Raw genomic sequence first — 19,629 nt, forward strand, 5'->3', positions numbered from 1 at the left:
CGTTTTATGGGTTAATACTCTTGTTTATTATATTTTTCTAACTGCATCAGTAAAATCCTTAGCAGGTTTGAATGCCGGCGTATTGTGTTCCGGGATAATTATTGTAGTGTTTTTAGAGATGTTTCTGGCTATCTTTTGGGCTCTCTTCTTTACAATAAAGCTACCAAAGCCTCGGAGATAAACATTCTCTTCCCTTGCCAAAGAAGTGACAACTGAGTCCATAAAAGCCTCCAGCGTTTTGTATACTGTGGCTCTGTCAATCCCAGTGTTCTTTGCAATCTCGTTTACAATATCTGCCTTAGTCATTTTTTCTAAAAAAAATATTATTGTTATACTATATATTAAATTCGTGAATTTTGGGAATGCAAATATATGGCTTTTTAGGTTGCTAAAAAAATATCTGCAGAACATTTTTCCAAAAAACTCCTTTATCAACAGCATTGGTATGCGTTGCATACAATAAAAAAGTATTATTTTTGAGCCGTATTTTATGAAATATAATATTATTTGATGGAAAAAGAGTTTGCCCGATTACTTATAGAGTGGTATCATGAGCATAAACGAGATTTGCCTTGGAGGAATACAAATGATCCTTATTTAATATGGATTTCTGAGATTATTCTACAACAAACGCGTGTAGCGCAGGGTTATGCCTATTATCAAAGATTTATAGAACGATTCCCTAATCTTGAGTCATTGGCAGCAGCAGAGGAAAATGAAGTGCTGAAGTATTGGCAAGGTTTGGGTTATTATTCACGAGCAAGAAACTTACATCAAGCTGCCATATCGGTGAACGGTGTTTTCCCCGTAAAATATGAAGATATTCTAAAACTTAAAGGTGTTGGTACCTATACTGCTGCAGCGATTTGTTCATTTGCTTATAATCAGCCGCATGCAGTCGTTGACGGCAATGTTTATAGGGTGCTGTCGCGATTCTTTGGTATTAATGAACCAATTGATTCGGGTAAAGGAAAAAAGATATTTGCTTCTTTAGCACATGACTTGCTAGATAAAATTCAGCCTGCATTATACAATCAGGCAATTATGGATTTTGGAGCACTTCAATGTACTCCTTTATCGCCAGACTGTACCGTTTGCCCCTTTAAAAACCGATGCTTTGCTTTTAATCATAACATGGTTTCCTCTTTGCCGATAAAACAAAATAAAACGAAGACATCCGAACGTTTTTTTTATTATTTATTGATTCGTGACAATGGCAATATTTATTTAAATAAACGAACAGAAAATGATATATGGAAAAACTTATATGAGTTGCCTTTAATAGAAAGTAATACAGCATTGGCAGTAGATGACTTTATTCGTAAACAAGAATTTGCTTCTATTTTTAAAGAGAATTCAGTTGTCAATGTAAGACTACTAAATAAAACAAAACATGTGTTGTCGCACCGAATTATTTATGCTGATTTTTATGAACTTGAAGCGCAAGATATAAAAATGGATTTTTTATCAAAATATACCAGGCTTAATATGGCCGATTTGGAGTTGTACCCTGTGTCGCGTCTAATGCATAACTTTTTTGAGAATTTCTTATAAAAGTTTCTTTTATTCTTGCATTGTGTTGTTATTCTATTTAATTTTGGCATCGAAACGTCAAAATGATGTTTGATAATAACCTTTTAAAAATAATAATTCTATGTCAGTAAATAAAGTGATTTTGTTGGGAAATGTAGGAAAAGATCCTGAAGTGAGATATTTGGATTCAGGTATAGCTGTTGCCAGCTTTTCGTTAGCGACTTCGGATCGTGCTCGTACATTGCCAAATGGAACGCAGGTGCCTGAAAGAACAGAATGGCACAATCTTGTTTTATGGAATGGTCTGGCAGAGACAGCAGAGAAATATGTACATAAAGGTGATAAATTATATATTGAAGGAAAGATAAGAACTCGTTCGTATGACGATCAGGCCGGAGTGAAGCGATATATTACGGAAATATTTGTAGATAACATGGAAATGCTTACTCCCAAAGGTACGTCAACAGGAACGTTTGCACCCAATCAACCGGCAAGCTCTACTGCTCCTCAATCTCAACCTATAGTTGAGCCTGCTCGTGATGATAACTCAGCTGATGATTTACCTTTTTAAAAGTATAATATGAAGTTAAAAGTGATAGATGTGACTGCTTGGATAAACAATTATATCAGTCACTTTTAACCGAGTATATTGTTTAACTAAAATTACATTCTTTGGACCCGGATGCTTATTTATGCCAATTGGCTGTTTTTCTTAACGGTTTAACCGTAAATTCTCCTACTGCATCAGCAGTTGTTGCTGTAATCTTTGCTGGCATATTGCTTCTTGTTTCTGGCTTTGCTTCAGCTTCTGAGATTGCTTTTTTCTCTCTAACACCATCTGACAAGAGTCAAATTGATTCACGTATTCATCCATCGGATGAAAAGATTAGTGATTTACTAGCTAGTTCAGAACGTTTATTAGCAACAATATTAATTACCAATAATTTTGTGAATGTGACTATCATAATGCTCTGCAATTATTTCTTCATGAGCATCTTTGAATTTCATTCTCCTATTGTTGAATTTTTCGTTCTGACAATTGCATTAACTTTCCTTTTGCTGCTGTTTGGCGAAATTATGCCTAAAATATATTCAGCCCAAAAGGCTTTAGCTTTTTGTCGTTTCGCGGCTCCCGGTATATGGATGTTTCGTACATTATTTTATCCGGTATCATCTGTTTTAGTTCGTTCTACAAGTTTTCTAAATAAATACTTTGCCCGTAAAAATCGTAATATCTCGGTTGACGAATTGTCTCATGCGCTTGAATTAACTGATAAATCAGAACTTTCTGATGAAAATAAAATATTGGAAGGCATTATTCGTTTTGGAGCAGAAACGGCCAAAGAGGTCATGACCTCTCGTTTGGATGTTGTAGATCTTGAAATCAAGACTCCTTTTTCAGAAGTTGTGAACTGCATTATAGAGAATGCATATTCCAGAATACCCATATATTCTGGTTCCAGAGATAATATAAAAGGTATATTATACATAAAGGATTTACTTCCACACTTGAACAAAGGGGATAATTTTCGTTGGCAATCATTGATTCGTCCGGCTTACTTTGTACCTGAAACAAAGATGATTGATGACTTACTACGAGATTTTCAAGCTAATAAAATACACATAGCGGTTGTTGTCGATGAGTTTGGAGGTACATCCGGAATTGTGACCATGGAAGATATTATTGAAGAGATAGTGGGTGAGATACATGATGAGTATGATGATGAAGAAAGGACATATGCTGTTTTAAATGATCATACTTGGGTGTTTGAGGCCAAAACTCAACTAACTGATTTTTACAAAATTACTCAAACTGATGAAAGTGACTTTGAAAAAATAGCCGGTGATGCTGATACGTTAGCGGGTATGCTCTTGGAGATAAAAGGGGAGTTCCCGGCGCTACACGAAAAGGTATCTTATAAAAAATATGATTTTGAAGTCTTAGCTATGGATAACCGTAGAATCTTAAAAGTTAAATTTTCCATCAATGAATCTGAACGTGAAACAAAAGCATAATTTGTTTATGGGCATATTTGCCTTTCTGCTTTTACTCTTGATTTTGTTTATTGCATAATTCCTCTTACAAGATGGGTTTATTTAAGGATTATAGAGGAGATGACTTTCGATTTTCTGTATGGAAGATGGAAGAGAATATTGATGAATTACTGACCCTTTTGCCGGATAATGAATGTTATGCACAACGATTGTCTCAGTTTTCATCTTTACATCGCCAATTAGAATGGCTGTCTGTTCGGGTTTTGCTGTATACTATGGTTGGAGAATACAAAGAAATAGTATATGAACAAAGCGGAAAGCCTTTTTTAAAAGATGGCTCCTATCATATCAGCATATCTCACACTCGTGGATATGTTACATTGATTTTGAGTGCGTTGCATTCTGTTGGTATTGATATTGAACAATACAGCGAGCGTGTGTCTAAAATATCTTCTCGATTTGTTCGTTCAGATGAAGTGCCCACTTTGTATAAAGGAGTGTACACTTGGTCCTGGTTGTTGCTTTGGTCTGCAAAAGAGGTTATGTTTAAATGCATGTCGCGTGTTGAGGTTGACTTTAAAAAGCATTTAAAAATCTTTCCTTTTCAGATAGCGGAAGAAGGAGTTTTGGAAGCACAGGAATACCATACGGCTCATCATCGTTTGTTTAGCATTCATTATCTAGTACAAACAGACTTTGTATTGACTTGGTGTGTTGATAAGCTTTAATCGAAAAAAGTCTCAGATTGAGATTCTTTGCTACAACAGCTAAAATCCTTATCTGAGACTTTCTACTTGAATGTATATACTATTTTTGTGCTAGTGTTATACCGTCAATGCAAAAGTACTTGGGCGTAAGCATTCCCCATGAATCATTATCCGTTGAAGCCATGCTGAACTCTATGTATGATGCGTTGTTTAGGCTTGACAAGTCCACCCATTGCCATGTGTTTATATTTATACTTTTTCCATCTCTGAAATCAGCTAAATAAAAATCAATACTTCCAATCTCTGCTTTTGAAGAAGTATAACCGGTTATTGTTAGTTTAAACCAATCGCCAGCCACAAATTTTTTGGCCATGCTATCTCCATCTTTAATAGATAAGTACGCGTATGTTGAGTTGGTGACCCACATACCTTTGAATTTATATAAGTCGGGATTTAAGTTGACAATTTTTGAAGGTGTGAAACTATTGTAATAACTTGTGAGGTATACTTTCCCATATTTACCTGTGCCTGTTATTGCGCTGTTGTTAGTATATCCCGGAGTGCTAATGTCTGTTTTATTCGTATAGATGAAACCTCCTCCAAAGCCCCATGAGCTGTAATAATGATCAAATTCTAATAATGCCTGCTCATCTTTAAAGGTAGTATGGAAGTATATATCATCATATTTGGTTCCAGTTGTAGAGCTACATTCGCTTTCAGTTTCACTTAGTTGGGATTCAAAACCGGCAACAACATTTACTTCGTCATCATCGCTGCAAGCGCAGAATATAAATGTAGATAATAATAATAGTAAAGATAATTTTTTCATAAAACTCTATTTTTTAGTTGTTTATAATTAAATGAATATTTATTTTGAAAAATGTAAATTTTCTATGGTGAGTATTTCTGTTGAGGCTTCACCCATCCAGCCGCAATCTTGATTGATGGCTGAATATACTTTGATGAAGTCAACCTTGTCCAGTTGCACGCTATTTCCGTATTCGTCTACAGCCCACTCAATTTTGAATTGACTCTTTTCTGTATTGTTGGGATGATTGTCTGCATATCCCCACTCAAAACAATACGACACCCAATGTTGACTTACGCTGTTCCCTTCGTTTACTGCATTGTCCGGTAGCCTGCTACCTGTAAAAGTGATAGTATTATCCATCCATGCCGGATAGTATGAATCTTGTTTGTGGTATATATTTCGATATATAAACCCTTCATTTCCTTGACTGTCGGTCCATCTTACGTTTTCATCAAGCGGAGAAGGACGGTAATAAGTTATTTGATAATTTCTGATTACTTTATCCGAATGATACTCACTACCGGCTAGTTCATACCATTTGTCGTCTGCTACTCCGTTCCCGTTAATATCTGTGGATACTAATACGATTCCGGGCTCCGAACTACCTCCAAGCTTACCCGATGCAGTACCATACATATCGTAATAAGCATTGCCGTAAATTTTGAAATCATATTCTCCCTGTACGTTTTTAATGGCGTGATTAAAGCCTAAAATGATATATCCGCCAAAGCTTCCTAAGCTCAACAGTGACTTATCTTTTATTAATTTATTCGCGTATGCTAAAACGTCATCTTTACCATATCCGGGCAAATATGCCGTAGTCGAAGTATTCATATATTGGGAAGGAGCAGGCACATATTCCAAAACCTTGCTAGCAAAAGCCTCAGATGTATCTTCGTTATTTTCATCAATAACGCTTTGTGAAGCGACATCAGAAAATGCTACAGTGTTTGGGTTTAACCCAATGTTTTTTAGTTTAAACTGCAACTTTCCTTGGGGACTAAAGCACAGTAGATCACCCGTTACCTTATAATCATAGGCGTCGGTAATGTAAATGTTTCCATTGTATGGATTGATGTTTATGGCGTAAGGTGTTGTGATACTTGTTCCATCGGTTATGAAGTTTTCTCGCTCTATCAATTCTGTTTTAATATTAAATACCTTAATTGAAGATTCGCCCGACGAATAATCATAATTGTACATGTAGGCATAATCATCATTGATTGCAAAGTTTAAAACAGCAAAATTGAATGATTCAACCACCTTATCTTGGCTACTGTCTATTCTTACCAGTTTGTAATCTCCGTGCTGCAAATTTCCCCTTGTAACTACATACACATCTCCATACTTGTCTGCTAGAATTTTACCCGGATTGCTTCCCACAATAATCTTTTTAATTTCTTTAAATGAAGCAATATCAATAACGGAAACAGTGTTGTCATAATTTGGATTATCCAGTCCACCTGAGTTTGAAACATATAGTTTATTGTTCTGAACACATAGTCCATCTGGATTTCGACCAACTTGCGTTAACGCTTCAATAGCGAGGCTTGTGGTATCAATGCGAGTAACGGTTCCGTCAAATGAGCAGACATAGGCTTTATTCTCAGAAAAAGTGATGTAACGAGGTTGTCTTGAGCTGCCGTTTTCTGTCAACATACCAATCTGTTTCAATGAAGTGCCGGTTTTTAAATCAATCACTTCTATTTGGCTGGAAACATTGACAACAACATAAAGTTTTGAACCATATATAGCCATGTCATTGGCTGTATCACCTAATCCTCTCTTATTTATTTTCTTAAAGTAGTCTGGCGTTTGTGTGCCATTGCTGAATGAGTAACGCATTAAGGTGCTATTGTTTAAGTTAAATAACCCTTCGTTGAGAACATAAATCTCAGCAGTTCCGGCCTCCGGAACAATAACCTCATTTTCGCTATAAGCTGGAGCATCCGTCATGTCATCACAGCTGCCCATGCAAAATGCTCCAATGATAATTAATATATATAAATAAATTCTTTTCATTTAATAAACAATTTTAATAGTGGCACGTAAAGAGCGTCCCGGCATTGGGAAATTTTTGACTACCTCATAATTCTTATTGGCCAGATTCAGCAATTCCAAATTGAAAGACGCCAATGTGTTTGCGATCTTTGTTTCTTTACTTAACGAAACACTATGATCTTGATAACTTTCAAGTCTGTTTTCTGGTAAATTCTGTCCAAGAGTATACCTTTTGCCTACCCACAACAATGAATACGACAAATTCATCAACGGAGTTTCGATACCAAACTGCCCCGATCCTGATACCCGAGGGGTATATGCTATCTGATTCTTGTAGGTATGATTGGTTGGGTTTGTTATATCCAATGCTCTTTGATATGTATGATTACATGAAATGTTGAGACGTATATTTTCAGATGGCTGTAATACCACTTTGGTTGTTATATCAACGCCTTTGATCTCCACTTTACCAAGATTTACCATACTCCATATAAATATATTCTTTGTTGGAGTTGCAATGATCTTATCATTTATTTTGTTATAGTAACCGTCTATAGTAGCCGATAGATATGGAACAAAATGATTGATTTTTTTGCTATATGTTACTCCCATGTTGTATTGAGCTGATTTCTCTGGAGACAAGTTTCTATTTCCTATTTCTCCATAATACAAGTCGTTAAAACTTGGTTGTCTAAAGCTGTTTTTATAGAACATTCTAATGCGAAGTTCTTCCTCTTTTAACACTTTAAATGATAAACTTATATCTGGATTTATTTTTCTGTATTTTCTGTTGGCATCTTCTGTTTGAGTCCTTTCCTCGATGACTGTAGCCAGCAATGATGCTGTGAATGTAACTCGCTCAGTTACATACTTTCCTGCAAATGCAGTAAGCCATGCGTAGCGTGTAGGCTTGGCAAAGTTAGTGAGATTGGCATTTAAAGTATTAATACTTCCATCTGTTGATAGTGATAGGGAGGTGTTATGCCAACCTCTGAAAAGAATTCCCGTTGAAGCATAGTATTCTTGTTGGTAGTAAGTATTTTCCGTTTTACCATTAATACCTTTGTAGTCAGGATCCAGATAATGTTGATAAGACCAATTCCACTTAGCAGATGCTTGTAACGCCCATCTGTTGTTTAATTCCTTCTTGTATTTGCTCTGTATAAAGACATTTTTATCCCATAAATGCTGGGAAGCATAATCGTAGTATAAGGTAGTAGCTCCGGGTAAATCGCGTGAAGATTGAAAATAATAAGCTTTTAGACGTAATTGCTCTTTGTCGGATAAATTCCCAAACAATTCACTTTCTATTCGCAGATTTTCTACTTTTGTGTTTTTTCGTTTTTCTTGTGAAATGCTGTCGTTGTTATTGCCATAATGCATGGTATAGGGATATTTCCCGTCGGCCGACATCCATTCGCTATTAAAAGAGTATAGCCATTTTTCACTACTTTTGTGTTCGATTCTTAACGAAGGATTTATTAAGCCCCATGAACCTGATTTTAACGACACATAGGCATTAGTCGATTTATCTTTTTTGAACGAAGGTGTTAGCGTTTGAATATTGAGCTGTCCGGCCGATGCAAATAGTCTTGCCGGCTGAAATATATTATCAGTTTGCCCATTGCTTACTGTAAGCCTGTCAATATTATCAAGTGAAAACCTGCCAATATCAATTTGTCCGGTTTGGCAATCGCTTAGGGCCACCCCGTCATAAGAAACCACAGTGTGTTCCGCTCCTAAACTGCGGAGTGAAATCGTTTTTAGACCTCCAATGCCGCCATAGTCTTTTACTATAACACCGGCCAAATGTTTAACTGCATCTGAAACTTGTAATACATTTAAACTACGTAATTCTTTTGCTGTTATAACCTGTATCGGAATGGCAGCTCTGGTTTCTCTTATTTGGTAGGGTTCTGAAATAGTTATCTCTGGAATTACGTATATACGTGTTGTGTCGAGCTTGTGCTGTTGGGCAAAGCTTGATTGAGGATACAGCGGCACTAGTGCCACTATTATACCGCGAAGAAATTTACGAATTAAAAGACTATTTATTCTCATAAGCTCGTTGCTCTTTCCTCGAGAGCAGTGATTAATTACGCACGGCAGGTCTTCTGACTTGTTTCAACTGTTTGCGCCTTCCCGGATTTCCCAGTGGCTAAAGGTATTGCTAACAGCTATTTTGTGAAACTTACAGCAGCGGGACTGTTCAGGACTTTCACCTGATTCCCTTTTAATCGCATCTCTGTTAAAAGATTAGCGAACCTATGCGTTGCAAAGATATGAATAATTTAGTATTTAGTAAGAATGATGCCGCTATTTTATTTTTCTTTTGCAAGTGTGAACACAAACTCCAGGCCACCTTGCTGACTGTTTTTGGCAGAAATACTTCCTCCGTGAATGATTACTGCATTTTTAACGATGGCCAAACCTAGTCCGGTTCCACCTAACTTTCTGGAGCGGCCTTTGTCAACTCTGTAGAATCTTTCAAAGAGACGATTCAAATGCTCGGGAGATACACCTACACCAGTATCAGAGAAGCTAAAATAGTAATAGTTCTCGTCTTCGCGGAAACAGTTTATGTATATCTGAATGTTACTGCCGGCATAAGCAATTGCATTGTCGGTCAGGTTCCTGAATATGGAATAAATCAATGAATAATTTCCACGAATTTGGATATTCTTCTTTAATGAGTTGATAACAGAAATTTTCCTCTCTTCGAGCTCCAATGAAACCTCATTAATTATATTATTTACGATGGCACTGATATCGACTTTTTCCATTTCAATCATACTGGCCGCTTCATCCATTCGCGTGAGAACAGAAATATCGCGTAGCAAAATTGTTAGTCTGTTGCTTTGAGCATAGCATCGTTCCAGAAATACCTTCATTTTGTCGGCCGGAATATTATCATTATTAACAATTGTTTCCAAATATCCTTGAATACTGCTCACAGGAGTTTTCAGTTCGTGTGCTATGTTTTGGGTTAGTTGTCTTTTCAGTCTAACTTGCTCTTCTTCCATTGTGATATCATTAATGGAAATTTCAAAGCTCAAGTCTTGAAATATAATGCATTCAACGGTGAATGTTCGACCATTTTTGTTTATAGTTACAGACATTCTTTTCTCTTCCTTTTGTATAGGCCTGTTTTGCATTTTGCCAATAAAGTCAGTTATAACCTGTAACTCGCTGATAGTAAAGACATCCTCTGAACTTAATAAGTTGGAGTCTGATATTAAATTGGCATATTGATTAAAGAGATTATTCACTAATATCTCCTTTTTCTCTTTCGTAAATATGCCAAGTCCCTCGTGTGAAATTTGCAAGTGAGTAATTAGTTTCTCTCTCTCGATATAAAGAGCTTCCTTGGTTTCATGCAATCTTTTGTATATTTCTATAATATGATGAGAGATCTCACCGAGTTCATTTTGTGAGGTTGCAGATTCAAGAGCAATTTCTATTGGCTCGTTTCTATCTGCGCGCTGTGCAAATTCCCTTAGTTGCTTAATTGAAACACCTAACTTTTGAGTGAACTTGTAAAAAATAAATACAAGAACAAGCGTTATGAAACCGGTAAACCATAAATAATGGCGGTCGGTTTTAAGGCTATTTGTGAGATTTACATTATAGGGCAATGCCGTTCTGACAGTGAAATCGGGATAAGCTGTAGCTGAATAGAAATATGAGACTCCTGTTGTTTGGGATGTTCTGCGAACGTCATATCCGTTGCCCTTTTTTAATGCTCTTTGTATTTCCTTGCGCTCAATGTGATTTTTTAATTTGCTTTTATCTTTTTCGTAACTGTCATATACAACATCACCGTTGGGTTTGATTACAGTAACCCTCAAATCGGTTAATGTGTATTTTTTTACATAATAATCAAGATATTGTTCTTTGGAATGAGCACTATCTTCATGTATTTCCTCATAAAGTCTGCTGTTGTAATCTTGTAATTTGGAATGGAGCAACTCTATTTTATACTCTTTCTCTCTTTGATATTGATAAGTCAAAAAACAGACTACGAATACGAGAAATAAAGAGATAACCGACAAAAATAATTTTCGATTAAAGGAGAGGAAATGACTATTATTATTCATAAATCTACGTTTCTTTATTCAGCTTCGAAGCAATATCCGTATCCCAGTCGGGTTACAATTTTCTTGCCATATATGCCAATTTTCTTTCTCAATCTGGTGATGTTTACATCTATTGTACGATCTAAGACATATACTTCATCACTCCATATCTTGCCTAAAATATCTTCCCTGGAAAATACTCTTCCTTTGTTTTGAAGCAACAGAAACAAAATCTCAAACTCTTTTTTAGTCAGAGAAATCTCTTTATCTTCAATACTTACTTTCTTTTTGGTTATGTCGAGTACTAATGATTCATGTATTATACGTTCAGGAACCTGTTCCGTTTCAATTGTTGCTGTTCTTCTTAATACAGCTTTGATACGAGCAATTACTTCTCTTAGCGAGAACGGTTTTGAGATATAATCGTCTGCTCCTAAGTTAAAACCTGTAACGGTGTCGTTTTCAGTATCTTTTGCTGTTATAAATATAATAGGAATATGGGCTGTTTTTTTGTTTTTCTTGATCATGTTTGCCATTTTGAAACCAGAAATTTCTCCCATCATCACATCGAGCAACAAAAGGCTGTATGCACCGATATCTAATTTCAAAGCTTCTTCGGCAGAATTGGCCGTATCTACCAAGTACCCTTCGTTTTCAAGGTTGAACTTTAGAATTTCACATAAGTCTTCTTCGTCGTCAACTACTAAAATGCGATAATCGTTCATTTTATTAATGTTTTAAATTAAAAACTCCATTACTCTGTATAGTACAAAGTTATATTTTCTTTTTACTGCTACAAAGGTGAGGCACTTTTATTACAGTAAAATGAAACAATTATTACGATTCTGTTACGAATCAACTATTATACAAAATAATATCATATCTTTGTTTATCAATTAAATCAGTGTGAAGATATGCTTAAAATAAATATTAATCTTGGAAAGAAAGAATTGCTTATTATTGCCATCGCATTATGTGTAGTAGCAATTAGTATATCTGTTTTTCAATGTAGCTCATTTCGCTCTGATTTTGAAATCACTGATGAATTGGGTGGAAACATATTTCCTTCGGCAATTCTTTCGGTGGCAACGACTGATGCTCAGGTAGTACAACCCTCTGATTCAGTCTATGTTGGAAATCCTAAATCATGTATTTCTGTTCGTTTAAAATCTAGATCACAATATACTCGTGTTCGTATTGATGTTGCAGAAACCCCTTTCTTCTCTCGCTCTGTTTCAGAATTTGTTCTAGAAAAATCACGAACCGAATATACCGTTTATCCAGATATTATATGGAATTATGAGGCATTAAAAGGTGCGGAGCAGGCTACCCCCATAAGTATTGCCATTCATGTTGAAGTTGACGGCAAAAGTTTGGGCCAAAAGGTGCGTACATTTTCTGTTCGAAGCATTAATGAATGTCTTCTGGGTTACGTTAGTAACGGAACTAATTTTCACGATACCGGTATCTTTTTTGCAGCCTATGTCAACGAAGACAATCCAATGATTGATAAACTGCTGCGTGAAGCGTTAAATACTCGCATTGTCAATCGGTTTTTAGGATACCAAAGCGCACGTCCCGAGGCTGTTGATAAACAAGTCTACGCTTTGTGGAATGTATTACAAAAGCGTAAATTCCGTTACAGTTCTGTTTCGAATACTAGTTTGTCGAGTAATGTTGTGTATTCTCAAAGAGTGCGCACGTTTGATGATGCGTTGGAGTCGTCGCAAATTAATTGTGTAGATGGTAGTGTTTTAATAGCATCACTTTTACGAGCAATCAATATCGATCCTATCTTAGTTCGCACACCGGGTCATATGTTTGTGGGATATTATACTGATAGTAGCCATAAGAATAAAGAGTTTCTAGAAACAACTATGATAGGAGACGTTGATTTAGATGATTTCTTCCCTGATGAACAGCTTGATTCAACGATGGTAGGCAAATCGCAGAACCAAATGTCACTTATTACCTTTGAAAAATCGAAGGAATACGCAAATAAAAAATACGCTCAGAATAAGAAAGGTATCCACTCTGGGAAACTAAATTATATGTTTTTAGAAATATCAAAAGATGTACGCAGGAAGATTCAGCCCATAGCTAAATAATGAAGGTTTTGGCTGTATCTTAAATTAAATTATATATTTACTGTTGATTTTCACTTTTCTCTATCGTCTGATGGTCTGTTACCTTTTTGTCTTTTCATTTGATTTTATTGTTTTATTTTGCTTTAAAAATTGTTTTCTGATATTCATTTTATAGAAATAAATGCTTCTATAGTTTTCTTTTTGTAGCTTTCATATTGTTGTTTTCACTACCTTTTATTTGAAAAACTATCATAGTAGAATGTTTTAATTGTATAAAAGCAATGATTTTAATATTTATTAGTTTTTATTTAGTCAGATTTATAAATTGAATTCTAAATTAATTCATAAGTTTGCAAACAAACCCAAAAAATAAAGCTTATGAAAAGAAATTATTGCTTAACATTAGCACTATGTACAGCATGGGGATTTTCTATTTACTTTTCAACAGCGGAGGCTGTGGATAGAAATGAGGTATCTGAATTTACCAGTGTACAGCAGGCTAAAAAAATTACGGGAACGGTAGTCGACTCTAAAGGAGAGCCAATTATTGGTGCAAGTGTGTTGGTTAAAGGAACCAGCAATGGTACTATTACGGATGTTGACGGGAATTTCTCGTTGAATGCTTCTCAAGGATCCGTTTTGGTAGTCTCTTACGTGGGATATACAAAAAAAGAAATTTCTTTGGGTAACGCTGCCAATTATAATATTACTTTGGCAGAAGACGCGCAAGCATTGAGCGAAGTGGTTGTTACGGCTATGGGCATCAAAAAAGAAAGAAAGTCACTAGGTTATGCAGTGGACGATGTTACTGCTGAGGAACTTATGAGAAATAAGAGTGTGAATCCTATTAACTCTTTGGCTGGTAAAGTAGCCGGAGTCAATATTACTCAAAGTTCGGGCGCTGCTGGTGCGGGTAGTCAGATCATTCTTCGAGGAGGTACATCACTTGAACGCGATAATCAGCCCCTTTTTGTAGTGGATGGTGTCATTTATGACAACTCTACATCTGTTGTAGGTAATTCTGCTTTTGACGGAACATTGGCTACTTCTTCTACCAATTCGAACCGTGTGATGGACATTAATCCGGAAGATATAGAAAATATGTCAGTACTAAAAGGGCCTGCTGCAGCTGCGTTGTATGGATCTCGTGCTTCTGCGGGTGTAGTTATCATTACAACTAAAAAAGGCCAAGAAGGTGTGGCTGAAGTTAATTTATCTACAAAATATATCACTACATGGGCAACGAATTTGCCTGAAACACAGAAGAAATACAAAAGAGGGTATGTGAAAGATAATTATGACGCAGGCGGTAATTATTTGAATACCGTATATGATGATTTTTCATATAATTCTTGGGGCGAACCAGCTAAAGCGGGAGATCTTATCTATGACAATATTGGTGACTTCTTCAAAAATAGCGGGGCTTCCGATACGAATCTGAGTGTTTCGGGCGGTAGCAAGAATAATTCATATTTTCTTTCTGGTTCATATTACAATCAAGATGGTATTATTCCGACAACTGGTTACGAGAAAGCAACATTTCGTTTCAATGGTGAACAGAAATGGAAGATGTTGACCTTTGGCGCTAGTGTGGCTTATTCACAAGCTAATACGGATAAGACTCTTACTTCTGCAGCTCTTTATAATTCAAGTGGATCCGGTACAATGACAGGAGTTTACAGATGGTCGCCTTTTGATGATATGACACATTATGTAAATGAAGACGGCACACGTTATCGTATGTTTGGTGATAGATTAGACGTAACAGAAGAACGAGATAATCCTTATTGGATTCTAAATAAAAACAAGTTGACAGATGAGACAGAACGTTTCACCGGTAATTTTAATATCAAGGCTGATATTACTCCTTGGTGGTGGATCGCATATCGAATGGGAATAGATTCTTATACTTCTGAAAATGCGACGACAATTGCAGCAGGCGGTGTATATAAGGAAGCTTGGCAAAATGGTATGATGAGTGAGAATTCTTATCGGTATCGCTATTTGTCAACGAATTTGATGACTAATTTTAGCAAGCAGTTTGGCGACTTTAACTTCAATTTGATGCTAGGTACTTCTACAGATGACACTCGTACAGTAAGTAACTATCGTATGGCTTGGAACTTTCAGGTTCCGGGATTTTATTCGTTTGACAATGCACTAGATAATGAGCGTGATTTCCAAAATGTCAAGTCGCAAAAAAGATTGGTGGGAGTGTTTGGTGAATTTAGGGCTGACTGGAAAAATACTGTGTTTTTAACGGTAACAAGTCGTAATGACTGGTCTTCAACGTTGCCTGTTGAAAATCGTTCCTATTTTTATCCCTCTGTAGGTGGAGCTTTTGCTTTTACTCAACTCCTTCAGGATTGTGAATTTATGAATGATGAGATTCTTTCGTTTGGTAGAATCCGTGCATCTTGGGCGCGTGTAGGTAAAGATACTACTCCTTATGCTACTAATACTTCATTATGGCCTGTGGGTACGTTTACGGGAAATAAAGTGGGAGTCGGTAATAATTGGATGGCCGGTAATCCTTATCTGAAGCCGGAAGTCACAGAGTCTACAGAAATAGGACTTGAACTTCGTTTTTTCAAAAATCGTCTGAAATTCGATTTCGCATATTATACGAACAATTCTTTCAACCAGATTTTAAGTCCGCGCTTATCAAATACTATCGGTTATATTTTGCGCCAGGTGAATGCCGGTGACGTTTATAATAAAGGTATGGAGTTAAGTATTGGAGGTACACCTATTAAGACAAAGGATTGGAATTGGGAAACTACAGTTAATTTAAGTGGAAATAGAGGTACAGTCAAGAATTTAATGAAAGGCGTAGATATTCTTTATGTTACAGATGTGCAGGTTGGCAATGCAAAAGCAGCGTCTTTTAATGACGGAAACTTTATGGCTATATCTGGTTCCAAATGGAGTCGCGCTGATAACGGAAAAGTAATTCTTGATAGTAACGGTATGCCTACAACTGACGGTAAAGCAACATATGAAATAGGTAATCGTGAACCACGTGTTTTAGGTGGTTGGAACAATTCTTTGACATGGAGAAATTGGTCATTTAGTATGTTATGGGAGTTTCGTTTCGGTGGTCATGTGTATAACGGCACTCAATACGCTATGACAACGGCTGGTATAAGTAAACTTACCGAGAATCGTGATGCTTTGGTTATTACAGGCGTAGTAGAAGATGGTAAAGATGCAAATAATAATACCGTATATAAGGATGCGACTTTTACTTTCGAATCAGGCAAAACTTATATGTATAATGGTAAGGAAACGAGTGGTGCTACTATTATTAATAATTATTACAGTGATTATTATGCACGTGAAAGTGCTAATTTTATGACAAAGGTAAATGCGCTGCGTTTACGTACGCTTTCCTTATCATATAACGTTCCTCGATCGGTGCTTGCTAAGACGGGTGTTATCAAACGTTGCATGTTTACGGCGACTGCAAATAATTTGTTGCTCTTCACTAATTATAACGGAGATCCTGAAGTAGCAGCCGCAGGTTCAGGTTCTGTCGGTTCTTCATCAGTTGGAATAGACTATTGTGGTGTTCCGGTGACAGCTGGTTTTTCTTTTGGTGTGAATCTTACGTTCTAAAACTTGTGTAAAATCATAAAAATGAAAGAATATGAAACTATATAAAAAATTATTCTTATGTCTTGCCACCTGCATATCTTGTATGTCATGCACAGATTGGCTGGATATTAATGTAAATCCCAATACGCCTACAGCTGAAAGCGCTCTCTATCAGAATCGTTTACCTTGGTGTCAATTCTATCTTAATCAGGGATATATGATTGTAGCAAGTAATACAACCTATTATTGCGGACAACTTGCTTCGCCAACTGGTAGCCAACAGTTGGGTGCAACCAAGTGGGCGTTAAACTCAGCCAATCGTGCAAACAATGCGCAACAATGGTTTTTGGTTCCTTGTGCTTCGAACTTGGCAGATATGTATGAAAAGGCTACGAAGGCCGGTGCATGGCATTACGCTGCTGCAGCAAAGTTTATGCGCGCTTATGGATTTATGGAAATGACGGATTTGTTTGGTGAACTTCCTTATACAGAGGCTTTAGGTGAGTCCGTTGCTCCTAAATACGATACGGGAAAGACTATTTTTATGGGATGTATAGCTGAATTGGAGGAAGCAATAGAGCTGTTTCAGAAAGAACAGACTGCAGGGGCGGTTCCTTTATCTGTAGGAGATAGCTGGAATGATGGAGATGTGAATAAATGGCTGAAGATGTGCTATCTTTTGAAAGCCCGTTGGTTGAATCATTTGAGTAAGAAGCAAGCGGGAAGCTATAAAGACGGCAAATATGATACTGCAGAAATCCTTGCATGCCTAAACAAGGCCCATCAAAGCAATGCGGACAATACTGTTATCCGCCATACAGATACCAATAGTTCTACGCATGACGTTGAAGGATGGGGAGAAACTGTTGATTTTTCATCTCTTTTTTCTACCGTAGGTATGAATAATAACCGTTATTATGTAACGAAGGCATTTTATGATAATTTGACTAATTTTGGTGGCTACGGTGTAGAAGATCCACGTGCAGACAAATTCATTCCTTGGGTGCGTTCGAAAAAATCTTCAGTTACTCCAACTGGCATTAAATGGTCGGCAGACGGTACATGGCGCCGTTCGTTAGGGGTAGACCTACAGAGTAACATTTTAAGTAATTCAGGGCCATTTGCTATATCTTTTAATGCTGCAACCAATTCTTGGTATTGCAACACGAAAACGGTAGAACGTTTGGGGGATACAATTTATGTACAAGGTAGAAGTGGGAGTAAGGGGTATAACAGTTTTAAGGATATGTTGTATCGTTACAGTGTTTCTAATGATGCTTCTGCTATTAGCGGTGCGTTTCATGTACGTCCTTCAAGCCCCACGGTAGTTGCATCTTACGCAGAGGCATGCTTTATTAAGGCCGAAATTTTGTTTCGTCAGAATAACAAAAAGGAAGCGTACGATGCTTATAAAGCTGGCGTGAAAGCCAATATTGATTTTGTGAACGAGCAACTGAATACTTGGGTTGCTGAAGATGCTACTTTAGAAAAATGTCCGTCGTTTACTCCCATGACACAAGTTGATATCGATAAGTTCCTGAATGAGGGTATTGGAACTGCCAATGATATTACTTTAGGTAAAATTATGACTCAAAAACAGACAGCCATGCTGTATACCGTTGAACAATGGAATGATATGCGTCGTTTAGATTATAATAAGGACTATTTCTTAAACTGGGACAAGCCTTACGAATATAAGACTACGCCTACTTATTGGACTTACGTTCCTCAAGACAAATATCCTCGTCGCTGGAAACAGTCTTCTTACGAAACGGATTATAATTTTGTCAATCTTAATGCTATTGGTTCTGAAGTTCCCGGAGCTCTTGACTTGCCCTTGGGAAAAGGTGAAGGAGCTGCTTGGTATAACTCCGATCAAATATGGACTCTTCCTGTATGGTGGGATTCTGATCAGGAATAACAACGTTCTTTTTTATCTCATTATAATAAACTATAGACCCGAGTGTACCGCTATATACACTCGGGTCTATATATTAGTGAGAAATGATATAAGAAAATATTTAAAGTCTTTGTTTTGTAATGAAATACAATTATTTTTGCAAACAAAACAAGACTTATGCATATAATTACAACACAAAAGGAAGGAAATAACCTTTTAACTTACTCTGACTTAACAATGAATAATCAATGCATCAAAAGACTGCATCTGACATTAGTTATTTTATCTAGCTTAATAGCAATTAATTTACATGCGCAGGACTATTTACCTCAAAACTACAGTCTGATATTCGGTGGCGGATTAGCTTTATCTGCTGTAGAAGGAAATAAAAATGATTTCTTTTCCAAGAATGGTGACCGGCCTGGCTATGCCTTAATGGCAGAAGGTCGTTATTATGTTACACCCAATTTGGCTTTGGGGGCTCAATATGATTATCTGAGAGCAGCACATTTGCCTGATAAAATGCATGTTCATTACATCGGGCCCACTGTAACCTTACGTACTCTGTGGGACAACGGAAACAAAAGTGTGTGTTTTGCATTAGGTATCGGATACATGGACTATCGAGAACGAGTATACCAAAGTGACATGGATCACGGGCATTTATATCAAAAGAGTTATTGTGGAATATCATTCGGTTTGGGCTATGAATTCAGCATTACTAAAAAAATGTCAGGAGTGCTAAGGCTAGATATGCTCACTGCCGATTGGGTCGCTAATCCAGACGCCCGTCTGTTTAATACTGACGACTATGACGACGGAATAGATCATAGCTGGTTCAAAAACAATATCACATTCTTTAATTTGGGATTTGCTCTGCAGTTTGGGCGATAATATATTATTGCTGTAGCCATCAATGACC

Annotated in this window: 14 protein-coding genes and 1 riboswitch; of the genes, 8 read left to right on the forward strand and 6 right to left on the reverse strand. The window is 36.7% G+C overall.

Going from position 1 to position 19,629, the window contains the following annotated elements; genetic code table 11:
* Positions 1-27: 27 nt before the first annotated feature.
* The gene (locus C511_RS0105785; protein WP_024996159.1) at positions 28-306 is read right to left on the reverse strand and encodes an HU family DNA-binding protein; all 279 of its coding nucleotides are present in this window, start codon (positions 304-306) and stop codon (positions 28-30) included.
* Positions 307-510: 204 nt separating this feature from the next.
* On the opposite strand from C511_RS0105785, the gene mutY reads away from it, so the two are divergent.
* From mutY to C511_RS0105805, 4 genes are all read left to right on the forward strand, one after another.
* A complete protein-coding gene (mutY, locus tag C511_RS0105790) occupies positions 511-1,554 on the forward strand; it encodes an A/G-specific adenine glycosylase (protein WP_024996158.1) in 1,044 nt (347 codons plus the stop codon).
* Between the two features lie 100 nt (positions 1,555-1,654).
* The gene (locus C511_RS0105795) at positions 1,655-2,104 is read left to right on the forward strand and encodes a single-stranded DNA-binding protein (protein WP_024996157.1); all 450 of its coding nucleotides are present in this window, start codon (positions 1,655-1,657) and stop codon (positions 2,102-2,104) included.
* Positions 2,105-2,205: 101 nt separating this feature from the next.
* Entirely contained in the window at positions 2,206-3,549 is a 1,344-nt protein-coding gene (locus tag C511_RS0105800; RefSeq protein WP_024996156.1) for a gliding motility-associated protein GldE, read from the forward strand.
* A gap of 71 nt (positions 3,550-3,620) precedes the next feature.
* On the forward strand, positions 3,621-4,256 hold the full coding sequence (locus tag C511_RS0105805) for a 4'-phosphopantetheinyl transferase family protein (RefSeq protein ID WP_024996155.1): 636 nt from the start codon (positions 3,621-3,623) through the stop codon (positions 4,254-4,256).
* A gap of 79 nt (positions 4,257-4,335) precedes the next feature.
* Here C511_RS0105805 and C511_RS0105810 read toward each other — a convergent pair whose 3' ends face one another.
* From C511_RS0105810 to C511_RS0105830, 5 genes are all read right to left on the reverse strand, one after another.
* The gene (locus C511_RS0105810; RefSeq protein ID WP_024996154.1) at positions 4,336-5,064 is read right to left on the reverse strand and encodes a DUF4465 domain-containing protein; all 729 of its coding nucleotides are present in this window, start codon (positions 5,062-5,064) and stop codon (positions 4,336-4,338) included.
* Between the two features lie 39 nt (positions 5,065-5,103).
* Complete coding sequence (locus tag C511_RS0105815; protein ID WP_027317922.1) at positions 5,104-7,068, reverse strand: DUF5074 domain-containing protein; 1,965 nt, start codon at positions 7,066-7,068, stop codon at positions 5,104-5,106.
* Positions 7,069-9,108, reverse strand: a complete 2,040-nt coding sequence (locus tag C511_RS0105820; protein WP_027317923.1) for a TonB-dependent receptor plug domain-containing protein — start codon at positions 9,106-9,108, stop codon at positions 7,069-7,071. It lies immediately after the preceding gene.
* Positions 9,109-9,134: 26 nt separating this feature from the next.
* A riboswitch (cobalamin riboswitch) is annotated at positions 9,135-9,332 on the reverse strand.
* Between the two features lie 36 nt (positions 9,333-9,368).
* Entirely contained in the window at positions 9,369-11,144 is a 1,776-nt protein-coding gene (locus C511_RS0105825; RefSeq protein WP_024996152.1) for a sensor histidine kinase, read from the reverse strand.
* Positions 11,145-11,158: 14 nt separating this feature from the next.
* Positions 11,159-11,848 carry a response regulator transcription factor gene (locus C511_RS0105830; protein ID WP_024996151.1) on the reverse strand — a complete coding sequence of 230 codons (690 nt, stop codon included), beginning with the start codon at positions 11,846-11,848 and terminating at the stop codon, positions 11,159-11,161.
* Between the two features lie 189 nt (positions 11,849-12,037).
* Between C511_RS0105830 and C511_RS0105835 the strand changes: the two genes are divergently transcribed.
* The 4 genes from C511_RS0105835 to C511_RS0105850 all read left to right on the forward strand — a co-directional run bounded on the left by C511_RS0105835 (position 12,038) and on the right by C511_RS0105850 (position 19,601).
* Positions 12,038-13,231, forward strand: coding sequence for a hypothetical protein (locus C511_RS0105835; RefSeq protein WP_024996150.1), 1,194 nt, complete (start codon positions 12,038-12,040; stop codon positions 13,229-13,231).
* A 357-nt stretch (positions 13,232-13,588) separates the two neighbouring features.
* Entirely contained in the window at positions 13,589-16,828 is a 3,240-nt protein-coding gene (locus tag C511_RS0105840; RefSeq protein WP_027317924.1) for a SusC/RagA family TonB-linked outer membrane protein, read from the forward strand.
* 31 nt (positions 16,829-16,859) lie between these two features.
* Positions 16,860-18,728: a SusD/RagB family nutrient-binding outer membrane lipoprotein gene (locus C511_RS0105845; RefSeq protein ID WP_024996149.1), complete on the forward strand. Its 1,869-nt coding sequence runs from the start codon at positions 16,860-16,862 to the stop codon at positions 18,726-18,728.
* Between the two features lie 216 nt (positions 18,729-18,944).
* Complete coding sequence (locus C511_RS0105850) at positions 18,945-19,601, forward strand: hypothetical protein (protein WP_244877224.1); 657 nt, start codon at positions 18,945-18,947, stop codon at positions 19,599-19,601.
* Positions 19,602-19,629: the final 28 nt, after the last annotated feature.

The sequence above is a fragment of the Bacteroides graminisolvens DSM 19988 = JCM 15093 genome, assembly GCF_000428125.1.
GTDB lineage: Bacteria > Bacteroidota > Bacteroidia > Bacteroidales > Bacteroidaceae > Bacteroides > Bacteroides graminisolvens.